The following is a 20049-nucleotide window of genomic DNA, read 5'->3' as shown; positions in this document are numbered from 1 at the left end:
GAGGCCACCCGTCCAATCGGTTATCCAGATTGGACGGGTGGCCCCGAATCTATGTTATCGGTTCAACGCTGTAAGAATGTTTTCGGAGGAAACGATTTCAACACCTTGATAATAATGAAGTATTATTTCTTTATACGACTTGCCTTCTTTCGCCATTCCGTTCGCTCCGTATTGACTCATTCCTACCCCGTGACCGTAGCCTTTCGTGTTGATGACGATATGGTTTTCCTTTTGCACCCATGTAAAATCCGCTGAATTAAGCTCCAGTAGATCTCGAACTTGCTTACCCGTGAACGATTTGTCACCGATTTGAAGTTCAGCTACTTGGTTTCCTGGCGTCCTTGACGTTATTTTACCCACAGACCCGTCAGTTGGAAGAGTAATCCCTAGCTTATCTTGAAATTCTTTTAGGGTAATAATTTTCTGTTCTTCAAACTTTGGAGAGGCTTCGTCCCAAGGGCTTTCAACACTTCGTAAGTACGGGACCTCTTTACTCCAATAGGCTTCTGAATTTTCGGTTTGGCCGTTGCTTGTGGAGAAGAAGGTAGCTGTAATTGGGTTCCCTTCGTAAGTAATAATTTGACCTTTTGTTTCAACTACTGCTTCTGTTATTTTATCAAGCTTCCACTGGTAATCTGATCCCCATATGGTTTTGAGTTCTACGACATTTTTATAGACCTGGTAATCGATTGTGTCTTTGACGTCTGCTCCTTCTGGGACATCTTTCGCTCCAATAGCTAGCATGTTCACAATGTACGTTCTTGCTGCAAGGGCCTGAGCTTTTAAGGCTTCTTTTTCAAAATCTGCTGGCATCTCAGCTGCTACCACACCGATGATATATTGCTCTAAAGGTAGCTTTTCAATGGTGTTAGAAGCGGTTCGAAATACGGCGACATCAACTGGTCCTTCGAGTCCAGACCAGGTCGTCTTCTCTGTCTGCTGTGTTTCATCCAGTTGTTCAGAGTCCGATTTCTCTGAAAAGGGCAATACGAGTACGGTTGGAATGATAAACGTTACGACGAGCATGGCAGATATAATACCGAGAATAAGCTTCATTTGATTCATGCATAATGCCTCCAGATTTGATTTTTCTTGGTTACATTACAATGTATGAGCTGTCATGGGGGAATATGTATAGAAATGTGCTAGTAGAAACGGTTTGAGGATTGGTTTTATTTTATCTTATTTTGGGGAGGGGAGATAGGATTTTCTGGGGGAGTGTAAGTATTTTAAGGGGCTTTGATGCAGGAGCTTTTTCCTGTCGCACGGTTTCCGTCTCCCGCACCATTTCCTTTGGTTGCCGCACCATTTCTCCTTCCCGCCGCACAAGACTAAACTCTCTACGCAACAAATCCCTCCAATAAACAATATAAAAACCCAACTCATTTCAAGAGTTGGGTTCTTTAGCCATTATGCGTTTTTCTTGATAGGTAATTCTACGACATTGTCGTGCTCTACTACTTCTTCAGATACACGTTCGATGTCTGCTCCTAGACTTTTTAGTTTTAAGTGAAAATCTACGTAGCCACGGTCTAAGTGTTTTAGTTCTGTTACGCGCGTGTAGCCTTCTGATACTAATCCTGTGATGATTAGGGCTGCTGCTGCGCGAAGGTCGGTTGCTGCTACTTCTGCGCCTTGTAAATCGTTAAGGCCGTTAATGATAACAGAGCGTCCTTCGATTTTTACATCTGCGTTCATACGACGGAATTCTTCTACGTGCATGAAGCGGTTTTCGAATACAGTTTCTGTGATCATGCTCGTGCCATCTGCTTTTAACAGTAAGCTCATCATTTGTGCTTGCATGTCAGTTGGGAATCCTGGGTGAGGCATTGTTTTGATGTCAACCGCTTTTAATTCCTTTGGTCCGATGACACGTAGGCCATCTCCCTCTTCTTGGATTTCTACTCCCATTTCTTTCATCTTTGCGATTAATGAGCTAAGATGTTCAGGTACGGCACCGCGAACAAGTACGTTACCTTCCGTGATGGCCGCTGCTACCATGAATGTTCCTGCTTCAATACGGTCTGGAATAACGTGGTGTTCTACTCCGTGAAGTTTGTCGACACCTTCGATACGGATGGTTCCAGTTCCTGCACCTTTCACGTTTGCACCCATTTTGTTTAAAAGGTTTGCAAGGTCTATGATTTCAGGTTCCTTTGCAACATTATCTAGGATTGTTATGCCTTCTGCAAGAACAGCCGCCATCATGATGTTTTCCGTTGCGCCAACGCTTGGGAAGTCAAGGTATACTTTCGCGCCTTGTAATTTTCCAGCAACCTCAGCTTCAATAAAACCATTACCCACTTTGACTTTCGCACCCATGGCTTCAAAGCCTTTTAAGTGTTGATCAATTGGTCTTGAACCAATTGCACATCCACCAGGTAATGCCACACGAGCTTTACCTAGTCGCCCAAGAAGTGAACCCATTACAAGAACGGATGCACGCATTTTGCGCACATATTCAAATGGTGCTTCTACCAATAATTCACGTGTTGCATCTACTGTAATTTCACCATTCTCAAATGACACATCTGCATTTAGGTGACGTAGTACTTCGTTGATCGTATATACATCGGAAAGAGTTGGTACATCCTTAATGACACTCTTTCCTTCGCTAGCTAATAATGTGGCAGCGATGACAGGAAGAACAGCATTTTTTGCGCCTTCTACTTTAACTGTACCGTTCAGTTTCTGTCCGCCGCGGACGATAATTTTATCCAAGAGTATTCCCCTCCGCGTCCAAATTCTCTATATTAATATTCAGTCGTTAGGATTGGCGTTCCTATTACAAAGGTAGTAGTTAAGCCCAATCCTGTTTCTCTTAAGCCAAGTTGCATGTTCATTTTTTGTTGTTTGTTTAATGAAATTGCTTCATTGAAATGAGTACTATATGAAGATAATGAGTAAAATTCATTTTCAGAAACTTCTTCTATCTTCTCTGCCTCGAGATTTACCACTAAATGGTTCACCTGTTTTTGTAAAACATTGTCAAGCTTATCATTGAATACGCCTTTGATACAAGAGAAAATTTGAGGATTTTTGTTGAATAGTGTGGTAATTTTTCTGTGAAAATAGTCTGAAGCCTTTTTCATCTGTTGTGTCGATTCAAAATCTCCATGCAACTCATAAATAGCATACGAAGCACTTGGGTCATGTGTGTATAAAATCCAAGTCACCTTTTCGGTACCAAAAGATGATGGTATGATTGCTGAATACTTCATTTGGTCTTTCTTTTTTTTTACTAGACCATTTTGCATGTTGATATTTTTGTTGCATATTTTCCACAAGTTCAGTAAATCCTTTTTCTGTAGAGATAGAAAGTCTCTCTCTTGCATATAGAGACCATTCAGTGATGCTTGCATCTGTTTGTTGAACAGCTTCTTCAAGTACGAGTAAATCTGTTTGTTTATCATCTGCATTGGTTGTTTTCCCAAATACCCATGAGGTAAAACATACCAGACTAACAAAAGTCAAGAATATATATTTTTTCATAATAAATCTCCTCCCCATATTCACATTGTTTCCACTCGGAAAATGTTCATACTAGGGAAAAGTCGGCAGAATCTAACATATTTTTCATACGTTTTATATCATACAAAAAAATGTAACAATTGCCTACAAATATTTTATAACAAACCAAATGAAAATTATGGTAATAGGTGAACTAAGCTTTGGGACCATGATAAATAGTCAAGAAAAAAAGAACTAACCAGACTACCGATACTGATCGTTAACAATACATATAATAAGCGTGCTTGAACCACGCGATTTTTCTTCAAGAGTTTCTCTAAGTTTAACGCCAGTAATGCCCAAAACGTCACAGCAAAAAAAACTAAATGTACCATCATGCTGACGATCGCTTGCTGAGCAAAGTAGGTAGTGTCCATATCATTCCCCCATTCGCTAAAATACGATAACATGTGTATTGTATCACAATAATCTTGTCGAAAGAATGAGTTTACAAAATTTTTAAGCTTCCTACAGACGTTTTAAACCCTTGATGTTACTTAGTTTATGACAATTGTAACGAGAATATATCTTGTATTACAAAATGGGAAGAGTTGGGGCCAACTTAAATAAGTAATTACCTCCTTTACTTAGCAGCTTGAGGATAAAAAGGTTTCATGAAAATATTTTAACTATGCCTAAAACCTCATCATTCTTCATAAGTATGTAGTGTTAACCTATCATCATCAAAGGGGGCACATCAATGACTTACGTAATATGGGTTTTGCAGGCAATTTTAATTTACTTCTTTTTATCCGCAGGTTTTCTAAAGTTGATTGGTTCAAAGAAAAGTCAAGGCATTTTCACTTATTTAAACCTTCCAAAATGGTTCATGTATGTCACTGGATTTGTTGAAGTCGTTGGCGCATTGTTACTGTTTGTAGGATTTTGGCTTGCTGATTATGCTTTAGCAGGAGCCCTAGTCTTAAGTGTAACGGCCATCGGTGGGACTTTAGCACATATACGGATTAAGGACTCGTTTAAGAGCATGTGGATGATTGTTTTGTTGGGGTTGATTGCGTTTGCACTCGTTTTTTTACAACTATAAAAGAGCAGAACAATGGGCTGCACCCATTGTTCCTTTTTTAATACTACTGTCATTCGCTTTTTTAATGATCTCTCATAGAGGTGGTCTATATACATCCGTCTCTAAAAGCGAAAGCATTTTGGAGATATCAACTGTCGTTTAACAGAGCCTGTGTTTAAAATGCTCCTGCTAAAACAACCTCGCCTCTCGGCACCGTACTAGTATGATCTGGCTCGATTGAAATCGCCACTTGATCCCAATCCATCTCCTCTAGATCTATAGGCAGGGAATAGACCACTGCCCCGCTTCCTTGACTGTTCGGAACAAGTGAACCCGTTGGATAAGGAGTTTCTCCTTCAATCAACCAAATCTGATACACTTCCCCCTCCTCTAATGTAGAGAGTTCACTAGCTTGTAGGAGTAATTGCTTTCCCTTACCTACTTCTAGTAACGTCGCTTGTGCCTCGTAGTTTTCTTTTAATGGCTTTAAGGCTACAGCTTGTTGTACCTGGACTACATCTTGGTTAGACGTATCATCTGGCTCTACCTCACTGATCAACCAAACGGCATTACCTAGTAAGGAAAGAAACAATACGGCAGCTAATGACGGCACTAGAAATCGTGACCTCTGCCTTTTTTGTTTCATAGTGACAGGTTGAACGGTCTGATTCAAATCTGAACCTGAAACTAGTTCCGGTTCTTCCTCTAAAAGGTAGCTGACAAAACGCGATCCTTTAGATCAGCGGGAGGTTCAACCGGATCTGCGGAATATGGAAGATCACTCATTAGCATTTGAAGCTCCTCCACTTCCCTTCTACATTCAGAACAATTTTCTAAATGCTCTTCAAATTTCTTTCTCTCTTCTTCTGAAAGCTGATGGTTTATATAGTCAATCACCAAATCATGTTCGCTCACTCATTACGCCCCCTTCCCTTTCAAGATGCTTTTTAATATGCTGTAGAGCCAGTCGAATCCTACCTTTTACCGTACCAAGAGGAAGACCTGTTTCCTTTGCGATGGTGCTTTGAGACTGTCCTTTAAAATAAAACAGCTCCACAATCTGCTTCTGCTCTTGGTTCAATATGGACAGTGCAGATCTGATAGCCGCACACTTTTCCTTCCACTCCACATGATCCTCTGGAGTCTCCTCAACATTACGCACATCATCCCGCTCATGATATTCATACGTAGATTCCCTCGACTTCTTCCGCACTGCATCAAGCGCTTGATTCCTTGCTAATGTTAAAAGCCATGACGAAAACTTCCCCTTATGCGTTTCATAAGGAGCATGATCCCTCCATAATTTAATAAAAAGCTCCTGCATCGTTTCCTCGGTCACTGTTCGATCCCCTGTTAACCTATAAATAAATGAGTACAAAATCCGTTCATACCGAGAATACAATTGGGAAAGCGCCTCTTTGTCCTTTTCTCTCATTCTATCGTACAACTCTTCATCCCTTAATTCATTCATAAACTTCTCCTTTTACAATGGATTTTGGATAAAACGTCCTTTAAAGTAGTCCATCATAAATAATTAAACTAATAAGTATACGTTTAAACCTGTTTTTTGGATCAGTATTAAATATTTTTTAAATTTTTTTAAGCTTATTCAACAGTAAGTTTACTGATCGTCTCACATTTCCCCCTTAATTTCCTAATAAAATACATTGTTTAAAATAGATTTTTGGATCTAATGGGGATATTTTAAAGACTTGTGAGCCCGATTGAGTGAGAAGTAGGAGGAGAAGAACTATCTATGAAGATATTTTTGTGTAGTTGGCTGTGGTTTAGGCTGTGGTTTAGGGGAGTAATAACTTGCGTGTGGTTCTCGGGCCTTTGCGTGCACTTTTCTCCGTCTTGCGTGCACTTTTCGCCCTCTTGCGTGCGGTTCTCGGCCTTTTGCGTGCACCGGCCTTTTTTGCGTGCGGCTCTTGCAGCTTTGCGTGCACTTTTCGCCTCTTGCGTGCGGCTCTCGGCCTTTGCGTGCACCGGCCTTTTTTGCATGCTGCTCTCGGACCTTTGCATACGTACCTCGCCCTTTGCGTGCACTTCTCCTTTTATGCGCGCTCTCCTCCCATCACAAGCACTTCCTACTTTCCCCACACACACAAAAACCCCACTCTCAAAAGAGTGGGGTTCCTAAAAAAATACAATCTTAAAATTGCCCAGATCCAACATCGATTCGGTTCATGGCACGCTTAAGCGCAAGCTCAGCACGGCTGAAGTCTACGTTATCTTGCTTGGCTTGTAGACGTTCTTGTGCACGGCGAAGGGCTTCGTTTGCACGAGCTACGTCGATGCTTTCTGCTGTTTCTGCGGCTTGTGCTAGGATCGTCACTTGGTCAGGTCGAACTTCGATGAAGCCTCCAGTAACTGCAACTAGCTCTTGTTTCGCACCATTTTTTAGGCGAACTGCACCGATTTGTAGTGGAGCTACCATTGGGATATGTCCTGGTAAGATACCAAGCTCACCACTTTGAGCTTTGGTGCTTACCATTTCTACCTGTGCGTCATACACTGGGCCATCGGGAGTAACAATATTGACTTGTAGTGTCTTCATTTTTTCCCCTCCTGGTCGAGAATTAGACCTCTACGCCCATTTCTTTTGCTTTTGCTAATACGTCATCCATGCGACCTACTAGACGGAAAGCATCTTCAGGGATGTGGTCATATTTACCATCCAGGATATCCTTGAAGCCTTGAACCGTTTCTTTTACAGGAACGTAAGAACCTGGTTGTCCTGTGAACTGCTCGGCTACGTGGAAGTTTTGAGATAAGAAGAATTGAACACGACGTGCGCGGTGTACAACTAGCTTATCATCATCAGATAACTCATCCATACCAAGGATGGCAATAATATCTTGAAGTTCTTTGTAACGTTGTAACGTTGATTGAACTTGACGTGCGATTGAGTAGTGCTCTTCTCCAACGATCTCAGGAGAAAGGGCACGAGAAGTAGATGCTAATGGATCTACCGCTGGGTAGATACCCATCTCAGATAGCTTACGCTCAAGGTTAGTTGTTGCATCTAAGTGAGCGAAAGTTGTTGCTGGAGCTGGATCCGTGTAGTCATCGGCAGGTACATAGATCGCTTGGATCGATGTAACAGAACCAACATTCGTAGACGTGATACGCTCTTGTAATTGACCCATATCCGTTGCAAGTGTTGGTTGGTAACCAACGGCAGAAGGCATACGTCCAAGTAGGGCAGAAACCTCAGAACCTGCTTGCGTGAAACGGAAGATGTTGTCGATGAATAGAAGAACGTCTTGTCCTTGCTCATCACGGAAGTACTCAGCCATAGTAAGACCAGTTAGGGCAACACGCATACGTGCTCCAGGTGGCTCGTTCATTTGACCGAATACCATCGCTGTTTTCTTGATAACACCAGAGTCTGTCATTTCGTGGAATAAGTCGTTACCCTCACGAGTACGTTCTCCTACACCTGCGAATACGGATAGACCACCGTGCTCTTGTGCGATGTTGTTGATCAGTTCTTGGATTAATACCGTTTTACCTACACCGGCACCACCGAATAGACCGATTTTGCCACCCTTGATGTAAGGAGCTAGTAAGTCTACTACTTTAATTCCTGTTTCAAGGATTTCAGTTTCAGTAGAAAGCTGATCGAATTTAGGCGCTGTGCGGTGAATTGGATCACGACGAGCCCCTGCTTCGATTGGCGCATCTAAGTCAATTGTTTCTCCTAAAACGTTAAATACACGTCCTAATGTTACGTCACCTACAGGAACCGTGATTGGAGCTCCTGTATCTATTACGTCCATTCCACGAGTTAAACCGTCAGTTGAATCCATGGCAATGGTACGAACAGTGTCGTCACCTAAGTGAAGGGCAACTTCTAACGTAAGGTCGGTCGTGACACCATTTGCTTGGGACACAACGCGAATCGCATTGTATAGCTCAGGAAGTTGACCACTTGGAAATTTAACGTCAACAACCGGTCCCGTTACTTGAATAACGTGTCCTTTGTTCATGATTTTCCCTCCTAACTTATCTTTAACGAACATAGAGAGGGTTTGAAGGCTTGTCGTCTTCAAACCACGGTTCTCTATTCTAATGCGGCAGCTCCACCAACGATTTCGGTAATTTCTTGCGTAATCGCTGCTTGACGCGCACGGTTATATGAAAGAGTTAAACTGTCAATTAATTCTTTTGCGTTGTCGGTTGCATTCTTCATCGCTGTCATACGAGCGGAGTGCTCACTTGCTTTACCGTCAAGTAGTGCACCGTAAATCAAGCTTTCAGCGTATTGAGGAAGTAACACTTCTAGAATTGCTTCCGCACTCGGTTCGAATTCATAAGAAGTAAGCTTTTTATCTGTTTGATCCAGATCAGTAAGAGGTAGAACCTTCTTCTCGATAACATCCTGCTGGATGGCACTTACGAAGTGGTTATACGTCATATAAAGCTCATCGAATGCTTCGTCAGAGAACATTCCAACAGCTTTGTTTGCGATATCCTTGATATCTGCAAAGTTTGGTTGATCTGGTAGACCTATGATGGCTTCAACAACATTGAATCCACGCTTCACGAAGAAGTCACGTCCCACACGACCTATCGCGATAATCACAAACTCATCGTTTGATGTGTGACGTTCTTTGATCCTATTGTTCACGTGACGAATCACGTTACTGTTATAAGCCCCCGCCAAACCGCGGTCAGAGGTAATGACCAAGTAACCGGTTTTCTTAACGGGGCGGGAGACTAGCATCGGATGCGTTACGTCAGTACTAGAAAGAGCGATAGAGGCAACAACTTCTTGAATTTTGTCCATGTAAGGAACAAATGATCTCGCATTTGCTTCTGCACGGCTAAATTTAGCAGCTGATACCATTTCCATTGCCTTTGTAATCTGACTTGTTTTTTTGGTAGACGTGATACGACCTTTTATGTCACGTAACGATGCCACTGGTTCTCACCACCCTTTTTGAAATGTTTAGACCCCTATTCAGGGAGGGAGGCTAGCGCCGCCCTTTATTTTACAAAGCTACAACGAATCCTTATTCAGTGATTGCGAATGTCTTCTTGAACGTGTTGATGGCATCTGCCATCTTCTCGTCTTCTGGAAGACCTTTTGTTGTACGAATTGTATCTAACACTTCTGTATGGTTGTGATCTAACCAGCTTAAGAATTCATTCTCGAAGCGACGGATGTCTGCTACTGGAATGTCATCTAGGAAGCCACGAGTTAGAGCATAAAGAATCATAACTTGCTTCTCTACTTTAAGTGGTTTGTTTAGATCTTGCTTCAGAACTTCTACTGTACGAGCACCGCGGTTAAGCTTTGCTTGTGTAGCAGCATCTAAGTCTGATCCGAACTGAGCGAATGCTTCTAGCTCACGGTATGCAGCTAAGTCAAGACGTAGCGTACCAGCAACCTTCTTCATCGCTTTAATTTGTGCAGAACCACCTACACGTGATACGGAAAGACCTGCGTTGATCGCTGGACGAACTCCAGAGAAGAATAGGTCTGATTGTAAGAAGATTTGTCCATCTGTGATGGAGATTACGTTTGTTGGGATATAAGCAGAGATATCACCAGCTTGTGTTTCTACGAAAGGTAACGCTGTGATAGATCCTGCACCCTTTGCGTCACTAAGCTTCGCAGCACGCTCAAGAAGGCGGCTATGTAAGTAGAATACATCACCAGGGTATGCTTCACGACCTGGAGGACGACGAAGTAATAGAGACAGCTCACGGTAAGCAGCTGCTTGCTTAGAAAGATCATCGTATACAACAAGACAGTGCTTGCCATCAAACATGAACTCTTCAGCCATTGATACACCAGTGTATGGTGCTAAGTATAGCATTGGAGCTGGTGAAGAGGCAGATGCTGTTACAACGATTGTGTAATCTAGGGCACCGTGCTTACGAAGAGTTTCAACTGTGTTACGAACCGTTGATTCTTTTTGACCAATCGCCACGTATACACAGATCATGTCTTGATCTCTTTGGTTTAAGATTGTATCGATAGCAACAGATGTTTTTCCTGTTTGACGGTCACCGATGATTAACTCACGTTGACCACGACCGATAGGAACAAGAGCGTCAATCGCTTTGATACCTGTTTGAAGCGGCTCGTGTACGGATTTACGATCCATAACACCAGATGCTTTACTTTCGATTGGACGAGTTTTTGTTGTGTTGATTGGGCCAAGACCGTCAACTGGTTGTCCAAGAGAGTTTACAACGCGTCCAATTAGTTCTTTCCCTACAGGTACTTCCATGATTTTTCCAGTACGACGAACTTCGTCACCTTCACGGATTCCACTGAATGGTCCAAGAATGATAATACCTACGTTGTTTTCTTCAAGGTTAAGGGCCATACCCATAACGCCGTTAGAAAATTCTACAAGCTCTCCAGCCATGACATTGTCGAGGCCATGAGCACGAGCGATACCGTCACCAATTTGGATAACTGTACCAACATCGCTTACTTTCATTTCTGACTGATAGTTCTCGATTTGCGTTTTTATCAGCGCGCTGATTTCTTCAGCTTTGATGCTCATGAAATTCACCCCTTATGGTTACAGATTTGAACCGATTAATTGTCGCTCTAAACGAGTAAGTTTTCCTTTAAGGCTTCCGTCAAAAATGGTGTTTCCAATTTGAACTTTTACTCCACCTAAAAGATCTTGATCGACACGGTTTTCGATTTTAAGTGATTGTTTGCCAACTTTCGGAGCAAGGGCAGCAGATAGACCTGCTTCTTCCTCTTTCGTTAATGGACGAGCAGAGTACACGACTGCTGCTGCGATTCCTTTTGCTTCATTTACTAATTGAATCAACTGCTCTGCAATCTCTTCCACTGCGTCAATGCGGCGGCGGTCGATTAATAGCATAAGCGTATTTAAAACAAGTGGACTAACCGCTTTGAACGCATCAGAAACTACTTTCTTTTTGTTCTCAGTCGGTACTCTTGGAGAAGATAGGACCGCGAATAGCTCAGGTGTTTGGGTAAACACGGCTTTAACCGTTCTCATTTCTTCTTCTACAGCGTCTAATTGTTGATTTTTTTGAGCTAATTCGAAAAGAGCTTGTGCATAACGTTTAGCTACTGCTGAGTTACTCATCGCTCTTCTCCTGCCTCTTTAATGAGCTGTTGGATATATTTGTCTTGGTCTGCTGCTGTTAGTTCTTTTTCAATCACTTTAGAAGCAACTAGGACAGATAATGATGCCACTTGCTCACGTAGTGCAGTTACTGCTTGTTCTTTTTGAGTTTCAATTTCAAGCTTTGCCGCTTCGCGTAGACGCTCAGATTCTTCTCTAGCAGCAACGATGATTTCTTCACGTTGTTGTTCTGCTTGCTTCTTCGCGCTTTCTACTAGACCTTGAGCCTCAGTACGAGCTTCCGCTAGTAACTTACGGTGTTCTTCAAGCTGTGCTGCTGCTTGTGCACGGCTTTCTTCTGCTTCTTTAATTTCACCTGCGATCAATTGTTCACGTTCTTTCATGATGTTCATCAAAGGACCCCAAGCAAATTTCTTTAAAAGGAATAGTAATACGGCAAACGCAAGTAATTGGAATGCGATATCGCCAAGGTTTATTCCGGAGGAGCCTTCAGAAACTCCTAGTACAAAATTTGTTAACACGCTCGTTTCACTCCCTTCGAAGAGTCGATATGCCTGAGAAAAAGGCGATATTTTCATTTCTAGTCAGTATAGACATAAAGGAATGGCGAAGGTTCTCTAAAGGAGTGATCTTCGCCATTTTAAGACCGTAAAGTTTTAATTATTCTCCGCCCATTACAAGGAACGCGATAACGATTGCAATGATTGGAAGCGCTTCTACTAGAGCTACCCCGATGAACATAGTAGTTTGTAGGATTCCGCGTGCTTCTGGTTGACGAGCCATACCTTCAACTGTTTTAGATACGATCATACCATTACCGATTGATGCTCCAAATGCTGCTAAACCTGCTGCGATTGCTGCTGCTAAAAGACCCATTATTAATTTCCTCCTCTTATTTTAAAAGAATTTAGTATAAAATCCTGTTCATTTGATGAACAATTATATATTAATGGTCATGACTTACTTTGTGAGCCATATAAACCATCGTTAACATGACAAATACGAATGCTTGAATCGCACCGATAAAGATTGAGAACCCTTGCCAGATCATTGTTGGAATGAATGCGGCTACTGCTCCTAAGAATGAGGTTGCTGCAAGGCCACCTACAAGAAGTGTTAAGAGTACTTCCCCTGCGAAGATGTTTCCGTAAAGACGGAGACCAAGTGTTAATGTATTCGCAAGTTCCTCAATTAACTTAATTGGTAACATGAACCAATATGGCTGAACATAATCTTTCGAGTATGCTCCGAAGCCTCGTTGTTTAATCCCATAGTAGTGAGATAGTGATACGACCATTACCGCTAAGGTTAGTGTAACAACAGGATCGGCCGTCGGTGATTTCCACCATAGTTCATGGGTTCCTTTGTTAACAATTGCGAATGGAAGACCTAGCATGTTTCCTACGAAAACATACATGATAAGAGAGATTCCTAAGATGTGAAATTTCCCGCCGTCTTTCCAGTCCATATTACTCTTGATGATGTTCTTTACAAAGTCCATAACCCATTCCATAAAGTTTTGGAGCCCTGTTGGATTTTTGACAGATAGATTACGCGTTGAGAAAAAAGCCAATAGGAAACGATTAGAACAGTAACGGATATCATCAAAATGTTGGATAGGTTAAAAGTGATTGGAAACCCAAGTACGTCGAGAGTAACTAATGGAGCTTCGTGATTCATTTTGTTTCACCTCTTTTCCCATTATGGTTGAGATTTTTTAAAAACTTGAAGGTAGGCATAATCTATCATAATGACAACATACATTGTCACTAGTCCAAAAATTACGCTTGGAAGATGGAAGTATTCCGGATATCTTACAGCGATGACTGTGGCTAGTACGGCACCCGCCATTCTAGTTAGTGTACCAAGTGAGTACATTTTTTTATTCTCCGCTACTGCTTCCCCGAATTTCTTTACTCTCCTGACAAGTAGCCAGTGATTATAGGAACCGATGGAAAAACCAAGGATAAAGACCTAAAAAAAGAGTTTTATAAGGGGTAAATCCCCAACCGAGGACGGCGAGAGACAATAAGTAGAATATGTACTTTTGGTGCCTTTTAAACATGTGTGATAAATCCGGCATAAGTCACTTATCTCCCGAAGTGAAGTGTCGAACTGAGGCCAGCATAGCGAGTATTCCGCTCGTTAAACCTACTAGTAGTCCGATTATTAAAAAAAGTGGTGTCGTGGACCAAGCTTGATCAAGCCATCTTCCGAAGAAAATGCCGATTAAAATGGAGCCGACGAGCTGTGATAGAATGGCTGAGTAAAGCGCCATTGCTTTAAAAGGATGACGATTAGGTGTTTGGGCCAAAACTATCATTCCTTACTTTAGAAGGGTGTAAAAACTGTTTACACTATGTAAATAGGAAAAAGCGTTTTCATTGCTTTTATATCGCAGAAAAACGATTCCTCAAGTACCCTTTGTAAGCATACAATAGGCACAAATGGATGTCAATTGATTGACAAGAAAAAGTAGATGTGTCAATTTCGTGTATTCTATGAGTTCACAAATTGTTCACAAATAGTTGTAGTAGAATAGTTTTCTTCCATTTTACTAGTTTCACATTTTCAGACAAGGGATAGCTCCCTCCCCTCACCAATCCACCATCACCTGTGCCTGGTCCTCTTGCCCTTTATACCGAACAAATCCAACCGCGTAGTACGTTTTCCCTTGCTTTTGGAATGGTATTTTTATCTCACCTTCCATTAGTCCGTGACTTATTTGTTTTTTACTTTCAATGAACCCTCTGAATTCCAAGGTTTTTTGATCAAAGAGTGCAATTCCAAATTCTTCAGCACCCCCAGGGAGGTACACTTCATACCGAAGGGAATCCACATTGTCACCCGGAACGATGGTGAAGCCCATGATCCTTGGATAATCTGGTTCTTTTATGACAAATAAATAAGGAAGGCTGTAGGATTTGCCGTCTTCAAGTACGATGACCCTTCCTTCAACTAGCTCCTGTTTTTCTTCTGGTTCTCGTTTTTTTATAAGACGAAGCGTCACGGTCTTTCTTTTACCTGGTGGTAATGAAAATGTCATAGGCAGCTCGAAGCGGATGAAATCGTGCTCGCCGCTTTCTTTAAACGTATAGGTTTTCGTCTCTCTACTCACGTTTTGTATGGTGATTTCTTTTTCTTGATAGCTAAAGGCATCCTCTTTCAATTGACCAAAAGATAAGGTAGCCGGAGTGATGATTGTTTCCGTTTGAAGTGCCTTCGTTATATCGATGCGTCCTGCTCCTTGGTCGACAACAGAATAATAGCTTCCGTCTTCTTTTGTTAAGGGAACAGAGCTCAGCTGAAGAGCGCTTTTTACATCAGACGGAGACCATTCTGGATGAGCTTGAAGTAAAATAGCCGCAGCTCCTGCCACATGAGGTGCTGCCATACTGGTTCCTTGTAGGTTCATATATCCACCTGGGACTGTGCTTCTAATTTCTACCCCTGGTGCAACGAGATCTGGCTTGATTAGCCAATTGTAGGTGACCGGTCCTCTTGATGAAAAAATGGCCATTTGGTCTTCCTGACTTTTATAAAGCGTTTGGACAAAGGTCTTATTCTCATCTATTCTTGTTACTAGACGTTCTCCCTCTTCCTTGGAAATAGTGGAAGACGGAATGTCGTAACCTCCTTCCATCGTTCCCATAAAAGGTCCTTCTGTATTATTAAAAATTATCACCGCTACTGCCCCTGCTTCTTTCGCATGTACGACTTTCTCAAAAAAGTAGAGTTCTCCCCTTTTTATTAGAGCTATTCTACCCCGAACCTTTGAAAGTTCCTCCTTTTTGCCAATACCTCCGTATACCACTTCATACGACCGTTTCAAGTTCCACGGCGTTGATCCAAGAAGTGGAATCAGTTCGATTGCATCGAGACCTACTACATGTAAAAACGGACGATTCATTGGCGGCGTCGAGGCTCCAACTGATATGGACAGCAGAGAAGTCCCTGGGGTTCCTACTGTCCATTGTTTGGGACCCGAATTGCCGCTTGAGGTCACTGCGACTACTCCTCTTTCCACGGCTCGGTCAAGGGCCACACTGATTGGCAGATCTGGACCATTCACATTACTGCCGAGGGAGAGGTTAATAACATCCATTCCGTCCTTAACTGCTCCTTCAATAGCAGCTAACACTTGGTCTGACGTTCCGTAACCTCCTGGACCTAATGCTCTGTAAGCATAGAGTTCAGCACCAGGAGCAACACCGTTCATTCTTCCATTGGCCGCGATTACTCCCGCGACATGAGTGCCATGAAAGGTTGGCATTCCGTGCTTAGCCTTCGTTTCCATAGGAAAACGGTCTCCGTCGACTAAATCTCTGCCACCTTTATAATTTCGGCGTATATCCGGATGCTCATAATCGAGACCCGTATCGATAACACCTACCTTAATGCCTTGACCTGTTAAGCGGTTACCTTCCCTGTCAAAATAGCCTCTCGCTCGTTCCGTTCCGATAAAATCGATACTCGATTCGTTATGAGCTTCATATTGAATCGCTTCTGTTACTCTGATGACACCTTTTAAGCCTTTCGTGAATTCATAGATTTCGTTTCGTTTACCGATTAAGGAATACCCGTTAAATACTTCATGATAGAGATACCCTATTTTAATAGAAGGAAATGGGGTGAGTTGTTCTTGTAATTCTTGATATGTAGGGGTTGAATCTGTTTCAACGATGACCCGGACCATGTCATCTTCAAGACTCGGGAGTGGGGGAATGGTGAAAGCGGGGGCTGCATTCGCTACAGGAGAGAGTGTGTAAAAGAAGATTACAAGTAAACAAAGTAGATTTTTCACTAGCTGATTGGCCCCTTTCGGTACATGATACCTTTATCATTCCAACTAGTGCGAATCTTATTACCTTTAATTCCATTCTTTCAAAAAGCCAAGGATAAGTCGCGGGAGCCAGAGGATGAGTCGGAAGATCCCTACAATGGTGTTCCAAATGGCATGGACGAATACTTCTAAAACCGCAGTATACCAAGCCTCATGAAACAGCTCTTGAAACCAGTTTTCTTTTTTCTTCTTTTTTCTTTGGAGCTTTTTTTCATTATTATTTGCTCCTAACAGTAAGGTGGACTCTAACTAAATTACTAGGTTTCTTTTCTTAGCTGTTGATTTTATTCTTAATCAAGTAAATTTCTTTTTCTAACTTATTCACTTTATCTGATATAAAGCCATCTTCAACTATTCTTGATTCATTAGTAAACTCAAACTGGTTACCCACTCCTACAAGCTTTGCGTCTACCTTATCAAATCTGTCATGCATTTCGCTTTTCAATTCTTCCATATCGGATGTTATCGCTTGTACATCTGTTTTTAATCCTTGTACATCATTTTTTACTTCTTGCATTTCTGTTTTTAATCCACGTATCCGTTTTTACCTCTTGCATTTCTGTTTTTAATCCACGTATATCCGTTTTTACCTCTTGCATTTCTGTTTTTAGTCCACGTATGTCCGTTTTTACCTCTTGCATTTCTGTTTTTAATTCTTTAACGTCTGTTGTTATGATCTCTACATTCGATTTTAACCCCTTAAATTCTTTGGTTAAGTCTGTTAGTAGGTCAATAATTTTTCCGTCCATGTTTTCACCTCTTTTCTATCTTAAGTATAATATAAAACTCCTTTTAACGCTCTTTTATTGTAAGGAAATGGAATGACTATTTTTCCCATTAAAAAGACTCTGCCTTGATGGGCAGAGTCTTTTTGCATGATTTATTTTGTACCAAACAGTCGATCGCCTGCATCCCCAAGTCCTGGTACGATATAGCCTTTTTCGTTTAACTTTTCATCAAGAGAAGCGATGTAGATATCCACATCAGGGTGAGCTTCTTTTAGAATCTCCACGCCTTCTGGTGCAGCGATTAAGCACATAAATTTAATGTTGCGAGCTCCGCGCTTTTTAAGAGAGTGGATGGCTTCTACAGCTGAACCACCTGTTGCAAGCATTGGGTCTACAACGATTAATTCACGCTCTTCAATATCAGAAGGAAGTTTTACGTAATATTCTACCGGTTGTAACGTTTCTGGGTCACGGTAAAGTCCAACGTGTCCAACTTTGGCTGTTGGAATTAGTTTAAGAATGCCATCTACCATTCCAATACCGGCACGTAAGATTGGAACGATGCCTAACTTTTTACCCGAAAGCACTTTTGCTTTTGCTTTACTGACTGGTGTTTGCACTTCAATTTCTTCTAAAGGCATGTCTCGTGTGATTTCGAATGCCATTAATGTAGCCACTTCGTCTACTAGTTCTCGAAATTCCTTCGTACCTGTTTGTACGTCGCGAATATGAGTTAATTTATGCTGGATAAGTGGGTGATCAAATACATATACTTTTGCCACTAGACATCTCTCCTTTAGAACGTGTGGGTACGTCTCTTTTTATATCTGTACTATTGTACCAAAAGGGGGAGGGAGTGACAAATGAGTTTTTGACATTTTATATAATTTTATAGCGGCCAAAGCGGAGATCAACAAACTATAAAAAGCCCACCCTAATGGGTAGGCTTTTCACTACTTTTCTTCTATCTCTCCGGATACAACTCAAACTTACTCGTCAACGCTTCTACTCTCTTCGCTGCTTCTGCAAGTTTGTCTTCATCCTCATGGTTCTTTAAGGTGAACGCCATAATGGACGCAATTTCATCCATATCTTCTAGTCCGAATCCACGTGTTGTCACAGCAGCTGTTCCAATACGAATACCACTTGTCACGAACGGGCTTTCTGGATCAAATGGGATGGTGTTTTTGTTCACGGTAATCCCCACTTCATCTAGTACCTTTTCGGCTACTTTCCCCGTAAGGCCTTGTGAACGTAGGTCGATCAGTAGAAGGTGATTATCTGTTCCACCAGAGATGATGTCTAATCCTTCTTTTTGAAGAGCATCACTTAGACGCTTGGCATTCGCAATAATATTCTCTGCATAGTCCACGAAAGAGTCTTGCAGGGCTTCACCGAATGCTACCGCTTTTGCCGCAATCACGTGCATTAACGGACCACCTTGAATACCAGGGAAAATACTTTTATCAATTTTCTTTGCCCATTCTTCTTTTGTTAAAATCATTCCACCACGAGGTCCACGAAGTGTTTTATGCGTCGTTGTCGTTACAAAGTCTGCGTAAGGAATTGGTGAAGGGTGCTTTCCAGCGGCAACTAACCCTGCGATATGCGCCATGTCTACCATTAAGTACGCGCCGACTTCATCCGCAATCTCACGGAATTTTGCGAAGTCGATTTCACGAGGATACGCACTAGCCCCTGCGACGATTAGCTTTGGCTTATTTTCTAACGCTTTTTGACGTACATCTTCATAGTCTATTTTGTGGTCTTTCTCTGACACACCATATTCTACGAAATTATATTGAACACCACTGAAGTTCACTGGACTTCCGTGAGTTAAATGTCCACCATGAGATAGGTTCATTCCAAGTACCGTGTCTCCTTGTTCAAGCACGGTAAAATAAACCGCCATATTCGCTTGAGCACCAGAGTGTGGCTGAACGTTTACGTGTTCTGCATGGAATAACTTTTTCGCACGGTCACGCGCTAAATCCTCGGCCACGTCTACATGTTCACAGCCACCGTAGTAACGACGACCCGGATAGCCTTCCGCATATTTATTGGTTAAAACAGACCCCTGCGCTTCCATAACGGCTTCGCTAACGAAGTTTTCTGAAGCGATTAGTTCAATCTTGGTACGCTGACGCGCTAGCTCATCTTGAATCGAAGCAAACAACTCTTGATCTTGTTCTTGTAAATGTTTCATGAGTTTTCCCCTCCACTGGACCTTTTTTCTATACTATTACTATGTAACGCGATGTTAATACCTATCATTCTATCATGTGTCTCATAGGTAAAAAAGCGAGAAATCATGTTTGGTTGTTAGACCTCTTGGAAGGCTTTCGCATATTTTACCGTTCCCTTTACCCCTTTTAATGAGCCAGGAATGAGCTCAAGCACCATATACGCTTCGTCTGGAACAGGAAACGGACATTGAATTCCATACTTGCTTGCCAGCTTAAATCCAAACGTTGGATAATAGTCTGAATGTCCAAGAACAACGATATGCTGAAAGCCTAACTCACGTGCACGAGCAATGCTAACGTTTATCAGCTGAGAGCCAATTCCTTTCTTTTGGAGAGCGGGTAACACCGAAACAGGTGCAAGTGCTAATGTTTCGACTTCTCCCGTGTCGCCTACAATAACCGCTTTGGATAAAAGGAGATGACCAACAATATCCCTATGTTCATCTTCAGCCACTAAGGAAAGCTTGGGAATATAAGCATCTGACTCATGAATGCCTACCACAAGCTTTCCCTCCCCCTTATTGTTAAAAGCTTGGTCATGGACTGCTACAATTTGAGATAAATCTTGTTCCCTTGCCTGACGAATATTCAAACACACCTACTC

24 protein-coding genes and 1 pseudogene are annotated in these 20049 nt (G+C 42.0%); 1 reads left to right on the top strand and 24 read right to left on the bottom strand.

All coding sequences use genetic code 11. The features are described 5' to 3' along the window. Positions 1-54 precede the first annotated feature (54 nt). From spoIID to M44_RS17285, 5 genes are all read right to left on the bottom strand, one after another. A complete protein-coding gene (spoIID, locus tag M44_RS17310) occupies positions 55-1065 on the bottom strand; it encodes a stage II sporulation protein D (protein WP_010175617.1) in 1011 nt (336 codons plus the stop codon). A 345-nt stretch (positions 1066-1410) separates the two neighbouring features. Next, on the bottom strand, positions 1411-2721 hold the full coding sequence (gene murA, locus M44_RS17300; RefSeq protein ID WP_010175615.1) for a UDP-N-acetylglucosamine 1-carboxyvinyltransferase: 1311 nt from the start codon (positions 2719-2721) through the stop codon (positions 1411-1413). Between the two features lie 32 nt (positions 2722-2753). Continuing rightward, the gene (locus M44_RS26485) at positions 2754-3257 is read right to left on the bottom strand and encodes a YwmB family TATA-box binding protein (RefSeq protein ID WP_237705329.1); all 504 of its coding nucleotides are present in this window, start codon (positions 3255-3257) and stop codon (positions 2754-2756) included. Then, a complete protein-coding gene (locus tag M44_RS28495) occupies positions 3151-3492 on the bottom strand; it encodes a hypothetical protein (protein ID WP_010175613.1) in 342 nt (113 codons plus the stop codon). Before M44_RS28495 ends, M44_RS26485 begins: the two co-directional genes overlap by 107 nt. Before the next feature lie 155 nt (positions 3493-3647). Further along, positions 3648-3887, bottom strand: a complete 240-nt coding sequence (locus M44_RS17285) for a DUF1146 family protein (RefSeq protein WP_010175612.1) — start codon at positions 3885-3887, stop codon at positions 3648-3650. Positions 3888-4210: 323 nt separating this feature from the next. Here M44_RS17285 and M44_RS17280 point away from each other — a divergent pair, with 323 nt between their 5' ends. After that, positions 4211-4555 carry a DoxX family protein gene (locus M44_RS17280; RefSeq protein ID WP_010175611.1) on the top strand — a complete coding sequence of 115 codons (345 nt, stop codon included), beginning with the start codon at positions 4211-4213 and terminating at the stop codon, positions 4553-4555. A 154-nt stretch (positions 4556-4709) separates the two neighbouring features. Here the strand turns inward: M44_RS17280 and M44_RS17275 are convergent, their stop codons facing one another. From M44_RS17275 to M44_RS17180, 19 genes and pseudogenes are all read right to left on the bottom strand, one after another. Then, positions 4710-5207 (bottom strand): anti-sigma factor, encoded by a 498-nt coding sequence (locus M44_RS17275; protein ID WP_081447569.1) that lies wholly within the window; start codon positions 5205-5207, stop codon positions 4710-4712. Positions 5208-5239: 32 nt separating this feature from the next. Beyond that, complete coding sequence (locus M44_RS17270) at positions 5240-5449, bottom strand: zf-HC2 domain-containing protein (RefSeq protein ID WP_029326955.1); 210 nt, start codon at positions 5447-5449, stop codon at positions 5240-5242. Further along, positions 5436-6005 carry an RNA polymerase sigma factor gene (locus M44_RS17265; RefSeq protein WP_010175610.1) on the bottom strand — a complete coding sequence of 190 codons (570 nt, stop codon included), beginning with the start codon at positions 6003-6005 and terminating at the stop codon, positions 5436-5438. The genes M44_RS17270 and M44_RS17265 overlap by 14 nt, the downstream gene beginning before the upstream one ends. A 684-nt stretch (positions 6006-6689) precedes the next feature. Continuing rightward, positions 6690-7094: a F0F1 ATP synthase subunit epsilon gene (locus tag M44_RS17255; RefSeq protein ID WP_010175608.1), complete on the bottom strand. Its 405-nt coding sequence runs from the start codon at positions 7092-7094 to the stop codon at positions 6690-6692. Positions 7095-7116: 22 nt separating this feature from the next. Beyond that, a complete protein-coding gene (gene atpD / locus M44_RS17250) occupies positions 7117-8529 on the bottom strand; it encodes a F0F1 ATP synthase subunit beta (protein ID WP_010175607.1) in 1413 nt (470 codons plus the stop codon). 74 nt (positions 8530-8603) lie between these two features. Further along, positions 8604-9464, bottom strand: coding sequence for a F0F1 ATP synthase subunit gamma (locus M44_RS17245; protein ID WP_010175606.1), 861 nt, complete (start codon positions 9462-9464; stop codon positions 8604-8606). Between the two features lie 91 nt (positions 9465-9555). Then, positions 9556-11064, bottom strand: a complete 1509-nt coding sequence (gene atpA, locus M44_RS17240) for a F0F1 ATP synthase subunit alpha (RefSeq protein ID WP_010175605.1) — start codon at positions 11062-11064, stop codon at positions 9556-9558. A gap of 18 nt (positions 11065-11082) precedes the next feature. Then, positions 11083-11628 (bottom strand): F0F1 ATP synthase subunit delta, encoded by a 546-nt coding sequence (locus M44_RS17235; protein ID WP_010175604.1) that lies wholly within the window; start codon positions 11626-11628, stop codon positions 11083-11085. Further along, positions 11625-12149, bottom strand: a complete 525-nt coding sequence (gene atpF / locus M44_RS17230) for a F0F1 ATP synthase subunit B (RefSeq protein WP_010175603.1) — start codon at positions 12147-12149, stop codon at positions 11625-11627. Before atpF ends, M44_RS17235 begins: the two co-directional genes overlap by 4 nt. 139 nt (positions 12150-12288) lie before the next feature. Continuing rightward, the gene (gene atpE / locus M44_RS17225) at positions 12289-12504 is read right to left on the bottom strand and encodes a F0F1 ATP synthase subunit C (protein WP_010175602.1); all 216 of its coding nucleotides are present in this window, start codon (positions 12502-12504) and stop codon (positions 12289-12291) included. A gap of 70 nt (positions 12505-12574) precedes the next feature. Beyond that, positions 12575-13308, bottom strand: a pseudogene (gene atpB / locus M44_RS24020) (F0F1 ATP synthase subunit A). Between the two features lie 21 nt (positions 13309-13329). Further along, entirely contained in the window at positions 13330-13581 is a 252-nt protein-coding gene (locus tag M44_RS24015; protein ID WP_420167126.1) for an ATP synthase subunit I, read from the bottom strand. Between the two features lie 133 nt (positions 13582-13714). Continuing rightward, positions 13715-13906, bottom strand: coding sequence for an AtpZ/AtpI family protein (locus M44_RS17210; RefSeq protein WP_010175598.1), 192 nt, complete (start codon positions 13904-13906; stop codon positions 13715-13717). Between the two features lie 318 nt (positions 13907-14224). Then, on the bottom strand, positions 14225-16432 hold the full coding sequence (locus M44_RS29115) for a S8 family serine peptidase (RefSeq protein ID WP_010175597.1): 2208 nt from the start codon (positions 16430-16432) through the stop codon (positions 14225-14227). Positions 16433-16742: 310 nt separating this feature from the next. After that, entirely contained in the window at positions 16743-16988 is a 246-nt protein-coding gene (locus M44_RS17200; RefSeq protein WP_010175596.1) for a hypothetical protein, read from the bottom strand. Beyond that, positions 16969-17220, bottom strand: coding sequence for a hypothetical protein (locus tag M44_RS24010; RefSeq protein ID WP_010175595.1), 252 nt, complete (start codon positions 17218-17220; stop codon positions 16969-16971). Before M44_RS24010 ends, M44_RS17200 begins: the two co-directional genes overlap by 20 nt. Before the next feature lie 131 nt (positions 17221-17351). Then, the gene (upp, locus tag M44_RS17190) at positions 17352-17981 is read right to left on the bottom strand and encodes a uracil phosphoribosyltransferase (protein WP_010175594.1); all 630 of its coding nucleotides are present in this window, start codon (positions 17979-17981) and stop codon (positions 17352-17354) included. A gap of 182 nt (positions 17982-18163) precedes the next feature. Continuing rightward, on the bottom strand, positions 18164-19405 hold the full coding sequence (gene glyA, locus M44_RS17185; RefSeq protein WP_010175593.1) for a serine hydroxymethyltransferase: 1242 nt from the start codon (positions 19403-19405) through the stop codon (positions 18164-18166). 116 nt (positions 19406-19521) lie between these two features. Next, on the bottom strand, positions 19522-20043 hold the full coding sequence (locus M44_RS17180; protein ID WP_153007741.1) for a GNAT family N-acetyltransferase: 522 nt from the start codon (positions 20041-20043) through the stop codon (positions 19522-19524). Between the last annotated feature and the right edge of the window lie 6 nt (positions 20044-20049).

This window comes from Bacillus coahuilensis m4-4, from assembly GCF_000171615.1.
Lineage (GTDB): Bacteria > Bacillota > Bacilli > Bacillales > Bacillaceae_K > Bacillus_T > Bacillus_T coahuilensis.
This window is presented reverse-complemented; position numbering and strand designations above follow the sequence as displayed.

Bases quoted from the DNA above. Each gene is read 5' to 3' on its own strand.
- atpD (WP_010175607.1), bottom strand. From the start codon at position 8,529: ATGAACAAAGGACACGTTATTCAAGTAACGGGACCGGTTGTTGACGTT.
- M44_RS28495 (WP_010175613.1), bottom strand. From the start codon at position 3,492: ATGAAAAAATATATATTCTTGACTTTTGTTAGTCTGGTATGTTTTACC.
- glyA (WP_010175593.1), bottom strand. From the start codon at position 19,405: ATGAAACATTTACAAGAACAAGATCAAGAGTTGTTTGCTTCGATTCAA.
- M44_RS17280 (WP_010175611.1), top strand. From the start codon at position 4,211: ATGACTTACGTAATATGGGTTTTGCAGGCAATTTTAATTTACTTCTTT.
- atpA (WP_010175605.1), bottom strand. From the start codon at position 11,064: ATGAGCATCAAAGCTGAAGAAATCAGCGCGCTGATAAAAACGCAAATC.
- M44_RS17210 (WP_010175598.1), bottom strand. From the start codon at position 13,906: ATGGCGCTTTACTCAGCCATTCTATCACAGCTCGTCGGCTCCATTTTA.
- M44_RS17255 (WP_010175608.1), bottom strand. From the start codon at position 7,094: ATGAAGACACTACAAGTCAATATTGTTACTCCCGATGGCCCAGTGTAT.
- atpE (WP_010175602.1), bottom strand. From the start codon at position 12,504: ATGGGTCTTTTAGCAGCAGCAATCGCAGCAGGTTTAGCAGCATTTGGA.
- M44_RS24010 (WP_010175595.1), bottom strand. From the start codon at position 17,220: ATGGACGGAAAAATTATTGACCTACTAACAGACTTAACCAAAGAATTT.
- M44_RS17285 (WP_010175612.1), bottom strand. From the start codon at position 3,887: ATGGACACTACCTACTTTGCTCAGCAAGCGATCGTCAGCATGATGGTA.
- spoIID (WP_010175617.1), bottom strand. From the start codon at position 1,065: ATGAATCAAATGAAGCTTATTCTCGGTATTATATCTGCCATGCTCGTC.
- M44_RS17235 (WP_010175604.1), bottom strand. From the start codon at position 11,628: ATGAGTAACTCAGCAGTAGCTAAACGTTATGCACAAGCTCTTTTCGAA.
- M44_RS17265 (WP_010175610.1), bottom strand. From the start codon at position 6,005: ATGAATGAATTAAGGGATGAAGAGTTGTACGATAGAATGAGAGAAAAG.
- M44_RS26485 (WP_237705329.1), bottom strand. From the start codon at position 3,257: ATGCAAAATGGTCTAGTAAAAAAAAAGAAAGACCAAATGAAGTATTCA.
- M44_RS17200 (WP_010175596.1), bottom strand. From the start codon at position 16,988: ATGCAAGAAGTAAAAAATGATGTACAAGGATTAAAAACAGATGTACAA.